The sequence below is a fragment of the Marinactinospora thermotolerans DSM 45154 genome (genome assembly GCF_900167435.1).
GTDB classification, from domain to species: Bacteria; Actinomycetota; Actinomycetes; order Streptosporangiales; family Streptosporangiaceae; genus Marinactinospora; species Marinactinospora thermotolerans.
In genome coordinates this window covers 1-5665 of sequence record NZ_FUWS01000027.1, presented here as the reverse complement: position 1 = coordinate 5665, position 5665 = coordinate 1, and the positions used below count along the sequence as shown (strand labels likewise).

Below are 5665 nucleotides of genomic sequence, written 5' to 3'. Positions count from 1 at the left end.
CCCTCGGGACCATCCCCGCGTGCGCGGGGAGCACGTGTACCGCTCGTTGTGGTAACCGCCGATAAGGGGACCATCCCCGCGTGCGCGGGGAGCACCTGCCGAGGCGTTGGTTGGTGTCGGCGGCCTGGGGACCATCCCCGCGTGCGCGGGGAGCACTCTTATTGACCTGGGACGTTACCAGCGGCACCCCCTGGTTTCGACCACTTCTTAAGAAAAGGGCGAAACTCGCATCCGGCAACAGAACAGGCAATAGGACACCAGCCGTACCGGACTGGCCCGTGGCTTGTCAGCCATTCCGTCACGAAATCACGAAATGAGGCGGGCCGGGGAACGGTCTCGCCCCGTGACCTCTCCTACGGTTCAAGAACCCGCTCGGCACCGCCTCGCGCTCGTCGCGATAGGGAGGGGGCGCCTCCCTCCGCTCGCCTGCTGGTAGCGTGATGGCGTGTTCACCACCGCCATCAGCTCCCGCCACGGGTTCCGCGTGTCCTCGCGCGTGTTCCTGCGTGGGACCGCTGTGGCGCGCTGGGCTCCCACCTGGCCCGAGGGCGTGCTGCGTCACGCCGGCACCAACGGATGGTTGAGCTCCTGGGGCACCAACGCCCACGGTGAGATCGCGGGCTGCCCGCCGGGACGGCGCGTGCGCCGAGCCGCGTAACGCGGCCTCTCCCCCACACCGTCCTCTTCCGGACGGTGTCCGTCCCGTCTTTCCCACCCGCGCCCTCGTGCCGACGGCCTGGCCTCGCATGCCTCGCCACGCTATCGGCATGTCCGTGGCGCGGCCGATGCCTGTGAGGTCTCCTCCCCATGTCTTCCATGTCGCCGGGCCGTCCGACGGCCCGCGCCCGTTTCCTCTCCGCCGTCACGCCGCTGGACGGGCGGTGATGGCGATGACGTCCCGTCTGGCCGACGCCCTGCGTCGCGACACCGTGGGCGGTTTCCTGCTGATCGGGGCCGCCGTGATCGCCCTGGTATGGGCCAACTCGCCCTGGGCCGCCTCCTACGAGGCCCTGCGCGGTCTCACCTTCGGCCCCGAGTCGCTGCACCTTCGCCTGCCGGTGGAGGCGTGGGCGGCCGATGGCCTGCTCGTGGTGTTCTTCTTCATCGTGGGCAACGAGCTCAAGCACGAGTTCACCCACGGCGAGCTGCGCAACCCGCGCCGGGCGGTGCTGCCCATCGTCGCCGCCCTGTGCGGGGCGGCCGTGCCCGCGCTGATCTTCACCGCCCTCACCTGGGGTGACGCCGGGGCCGTGCGCGGGTGGGGGATCCCGATGGCCACCGACATCGCCTTCGCGGTGGCGATCCTCGCGGTGGTGGGCCGCCACCTGCCTCCCGCGCTGCGGACCTTCCTCCTGACGTTGGCGATCGTCGACGACCTGGTGGCGATCGTGGTCATCGCGGCGTTCTACACCGACCATCTCGCGCTGCTCCCCCTGGCCGGGGCCGTGCTGCTGCTCGCCGTCTTCGGCTACCTGCAACGAGGCGTCGGGCCGCTGGCCTCCACGCTGGCGCGGGCGGGCCTCGCGTCGGCCGTGGTGTGGGTGCCGCTGGCGGTCGCGATCTGGACGCTGACGCACGCCAGCGGTGTCCACGCCACCATCGCGGGCGCCTCCATGGGCCTTCTCATGCGCACGCGGACCCACCCCGGCGAGACGGCGCCGCCCGGTGTCCGAATGGAGCACCTTCTGCGCCCGTGGGCGATGGGGCTGGCCCTGCCGTTGTTCGCGTTGTTCTCCGCCGGGGTGGCGTTCAGCGACCCGGCGGGGCTGTTCACCGAGCCGGTCGCGCTGGGCGTCATCGCCGGCCTCGTCCTCGGCAAGCTGGCGGGCATCGCTGGAGGGGCGTGGCTGACGACGAAGGTGACGCCGGCCGAGCTCAACCCGTCCCTGAAGTGGATCGACATCGTCGGCATGTCGCAGCTCGCCGGGATCGGGTTCACCGTCTCGCTGCTGATCAGCGAGCTGTCCTACGCGGGCGACGCGGTGCTGCTGGCCAACGCCAAGGGCGCCGTGCTCGTCGCGTCCGCGCTGGCCACCCTCTTGGCGGCCGTCATCCTGGGGGCGCGCAGCGCCCACTACCGGTCGCTCTCCGGCGTCCGCGACGTCCGCACGCCGGTCCGGGAGTGACACAGCCCCGCCGGGCGAATCGGTGTGGCGTCCCGCGCGCGACGGCGGGCGACCGCCCGCGCGTGGGCGCCGTGCCGCAGTGGACGGCCGGGCGGCCACGGGTCCGGGACGTCCGCCACGGCCCGGCCGCGTCTGACGGTCGCAGCGTGGTGGGGCGAACGGAGCGCTGCCCGAGCGATGCCGGGGCCGCGCCGGCCCAGGCGGGCCGTCTTCGCCAAGGTGGCGCGGGCGTGCTACCCGATGCCGGTCCGGAGCGGCTGCGGATCCCGTCCTCCGGTCCCGCGCCGCGTCTTCGGCGAGGCGCGGCCGGCCGCCGCCACGTCCGGCGCGCGGTTCCGGCGGGGATCGGGATCGAGGCGTACGCTCGGCCCACCACGGCCGGACCTCCGGCCGGAGCGGCCGGGGCCAGGGGCGCGTGCCGGGGTCCGAGACGCCGGCCCGTGTCCCTGGCCACCGTCGCCCGGCGGCCGTCGCGGGGCGAGCGGTGACACGGCCACCGTGCCGTGCCCAGCGGACCGCTTCCGGTCACAGGCCGGCGGCCTCGGCCTGGCCGTCCGACGGCGGTGACGCCACCGAGGCCGGCCGGTCGGCATCCCCGGGAACAACCCCTCCGTCTCCTCCTGAGGGCGGGCCGGCGGCGCAGGCCGCCGCGTCCGGGGCGGCCTCGTCCCCACCGCATGCCGCGTCCGCCGGCACGCTCCACGCGCGCGACCACCCGAACTCCTAGGAGATCGCGGCGAGGGTGGCGACGACCTCCCGCCAGGACGGGATGCGCCGCTCCTCGGGGGCGTCGGGGTCGTGCAGGACGGTGACGGCGGGCATGGAGCGCAGCGTCTCCAGGCTCCGCTGGAAGGCCGGGTGGCTCGCGAGCTGGGGTTCGCAGTGCGGGACGACGAGGGTGGGCACCCCGTGGCCGGCCATCTCGCACAGCAGGCCGATCGCGAAGCAGTCCGCGATGCCCTGGGCGAACTTGTTCGTGCTGTTGAAGGTGAGCGGGCAGGCCAGCACCGCGTCGGACGGCGGCAGGCTCCTGCCCGTGCCGGGCATCCGGTACTCGAGCCGAACCCGCTCGCCGGTCGGCCTCTCCAGCTCGTCGGGGTCGTGGAAGCGCGTCCCGGTCGGGGTGGACAGCACGAGCACCGTCCACCCCTCCCGTTGGAGTGCCGTGACGAGCGCGGGAACGCCTTCGGGGGCGAGGCCGCGGAGACCCACCGGGTAGAGCGTTTTCGCCATGGTGCGCGGTGTAGGAGCGCGCCTCCGCCATCGGCGCGGCCCGTCCTCGGACGCGCGGGACCCGCGGCGTAACGGCCATGCCCGAACCCGGCCGCCCCGGTCCGTCCCGCGCGGGGGTGTGAAGTCCGCGCGGACAGGCGAGGGTCTCGGCGACATGGCGGGCACAGGTCCCCGTGACCATGGGGCTGCGGCGCCCTGTGACCACTGGGGAGACCCGCGCCCGTCCTTCCAGCGTGGCCGGCCGGTCCGCCGTGGGGCCGGTCCACGGCCACCGCCACCCCAGCGCTCCCCGGCCGATCCGGCCCACTCGCTGGGAGGCCCCGCGAGGGTCAGCGGCCGATCTTGTCCAGCTCTGCGAGATCGTCGTCGGAGAGCGAGAGCCCCGCGCCCGTGACGTTCTCGCGCAGGTGCGCCACCGACGAGGTGCCGGGGATCAGCAGGATGTTCGGCGACCGCCGCAGCAGCCAGGCCAGAGCGACCGACATCGGCGACGCGCCCAGCCGGGTGGCCACGGCCGTGAGCGCCGAGGCCTGCAACGGGCTGAAGCCGCCGAGGGGGAAGAAGGGCACATAGGCGATGCCCTGCTCGGCGAGTTCGTCGATCAGCTCGTCGTCGTGGCGATGGGCGAGGTTGTACATGTTCTGCACGCACACGATCGGTGCGATCGAACGCGCCTCGGCGACCTGCTCCGCTGTCGCGTTGCTCACGCCAAGGTGCCGGATCAGCCCCTGCCGCTGGAGGTCGACGAGCGTCTCGAACGCCTCCGCGAGCGAACCGGGCACGGGCCCCTGGGCGTCGCCGAGCCGGAGGTTGACCACGTCCAGCGTGTCGAGACCGAGGTTCTCCAGGTTCTCCTGGACGGCCCGGCGCAGCTCGTCGGGCCTGCGCGCCGGGGGCCAGCCTCCCGCCTCGTCCCGGATCGCGCCGACCTTGGTCACGATGTGCAACGAGTCGGAGTAGGGGTGCAGCGCTTCGCGGATCAGCCGGTTGGTGATGTGGGGTCCATAGGCGTCGGCGGTGTCGATGTGGGTGATGCCGAGACCGACGACCTCGCGCAGGACGGCGAGCGCGCCGTCGCGGTCGGCCGGCGGACCCATGACCCCGGGGCCGGCGAGCTGCATGGCGCCGTAACCGAACCGGGTGACGGTCAGGTCGCCCAGGGACCAGGTGCCGCCGGGAAGCGAGACGGAGGGGGTGGTCATGGTGTGCCTTTCGTGTCGAGCCAAGGGCTGGTGCCTGACGGCACCTTGCACCACTATTGGTGCGTGGCTTCCTGATGGGAAGTAGGCACTTCGAAGTGCGTAGGGCACCCGCGGGTGAGAGGAAGGCTCCATGGCGACGATGACGGCGGCCCAGCAGAAGGCTCAGGCCAAGGCGGAGTACGACGCCTTCCTGGCGGCCTGCCCCAGCCGCAAGCTGCTCGACCGGATCTCCGGCAAGTGGGTCACGCTGATCTTGGCCGCGCTCGGCAGCGGCAGCGCGCGGCAGCCCGGCGCCGACTGCGCCGGCGAACCCCGGGCGATGCGCTACTCGGAGCTGCAACGCCTGCTGTCCGGCGTCAGCCAGAAGATGCTCACCCAGACGCTGCGCTCCCTGGAGCGCGACGGCCTGGTCTCCCGCACCGTGGTGCCGACCGTGCCCGTCACGGTCTCCTACGAGCTGACCGATCTCGGCCTGTCGCTGTACGAGATGACGCGCGGCCTCAAGTCCTGGGCCGAGGCGCACATGGACGACGTGCTCGCCAACCGCGAGACCTACGACGCCCGCGCCGACTGAACCACGACAGGGGCGCTGATCGGCGGGAACCGTCCGCGCGCACGGGTCCGGGCAGGTGGCCGGGGCTCACGGGCGTCGCTTCGGGCGGTCATCCCAGCGGTGGGTGGCCCAGGCCCGGCGGACCAGGCCGAGGGCGCTGATGATCGTGTCCGCGGGGGGCGGAAGGCGTTGACGACGGTCGCGCGGCACCCGTGGCGGCGGGCAGGCCGGTGGAGTGCGTTCCACCAGGCGTGCGCGCGCTCGACGCGCCATCGCTGACCGGCCCGAATCGGCGCCTTCCCACCCTTGCGCGCCGTCGTACCGTCGTGCCGTCGGTACCGGCCCATCCCCGCGTGCGCGGGGCTCACGGCACCGTCCTCGAACAGGTGCTGCCCTTCGCCGGTCCATCCCCGCGTGCGCGGGGCTCACGCATCGCCGTCCTCCCGGTCACGCCGCGCCGCCGGTCCATCCCCGCGTGCGCGGGGCTCACACCCCGGGGATGCAGCGTGAAACGTTCAAGGTCGGTCCATCCCCGCGTGCGCGGGGCTCAC

The 5665-nt window shown here is 73.3% G+C and carries 5 protein-coding genes; 3 read left to right on the top strand and 2 right to left on the bottom strand.

All coding sequences use genetic code 11. The features are described 5' to 3' along the window. Positions 1 to 445 precede the first annotated feature (445 nt). Both B5D66_RS24720 and nhaA read left to right on the top strand, forming a co-directional pair. A complete protein-coding gene (locus tag B5D66_RS24720) occupies positions 446 to 658 on the top strand; it encodes a hypothetical protein (protein WP_078764239.1) in 213 nt (70 codons plus the stop codon). Between the two features lie 232 nt (positions 659 to 890). After that, positions 891 to 2126 (top strand): Na+/H+ antiporter NhaA, encoded by a 1236-nt coding sequence (gene nhaA, locus B5D66_RS24715; RefSeq protein WP_144390355.1) that lies wholly within the window; start codon positions 891 to 893, stop codon positions 2124 to 2126. Positions 2127 to 2849: 723 nt separating this feature from the next. On the opposite strand, the gene B5D66_RS24710 is transcribed toward nhaA, so the two are convergent. Both B5D66_RS24710 and B5D66_RS24705 read right to left on the bottom strand, forming a co-directional pair. Beyond that, complete coding sequence (locus tag B5D66_RS24710) at positions 2850 to 3359, bottom strand: flavoprotein (RefSeq protein WP_078764237.1); 510 nt, start codon at positions 3357 to 3359, stop codon at positions 2850 to 2852. 329 nt (positions 3360 to 3688) lie between these two features. Then, entirely contained in the window at positions 3689 to 4561 is an 873-nt protein-coding gene (locus B5D66_RS24705) for an aldo/keto reductase family oxidoreductase (RefSeq protein WP_078764236.1), read from the bottom strand. Positions 4562 to 4691: 130 nt separating this feature from the next. On the opposite strand from B5D66_RS24705, the gene B5D66_RS24700 reads away from it, so the two are divergent. Next, entirely contained in the window at positions 4692 to 5135 is a 444-nt protein-coding gene (locus B5D66_RS24700) for a winged helix-turn-helix transcriptional regulator (RefSeq protein WP_078764235.1), read from the top strand. Positions 5136 to 5665: the final 530 nt, after the last annotated feature.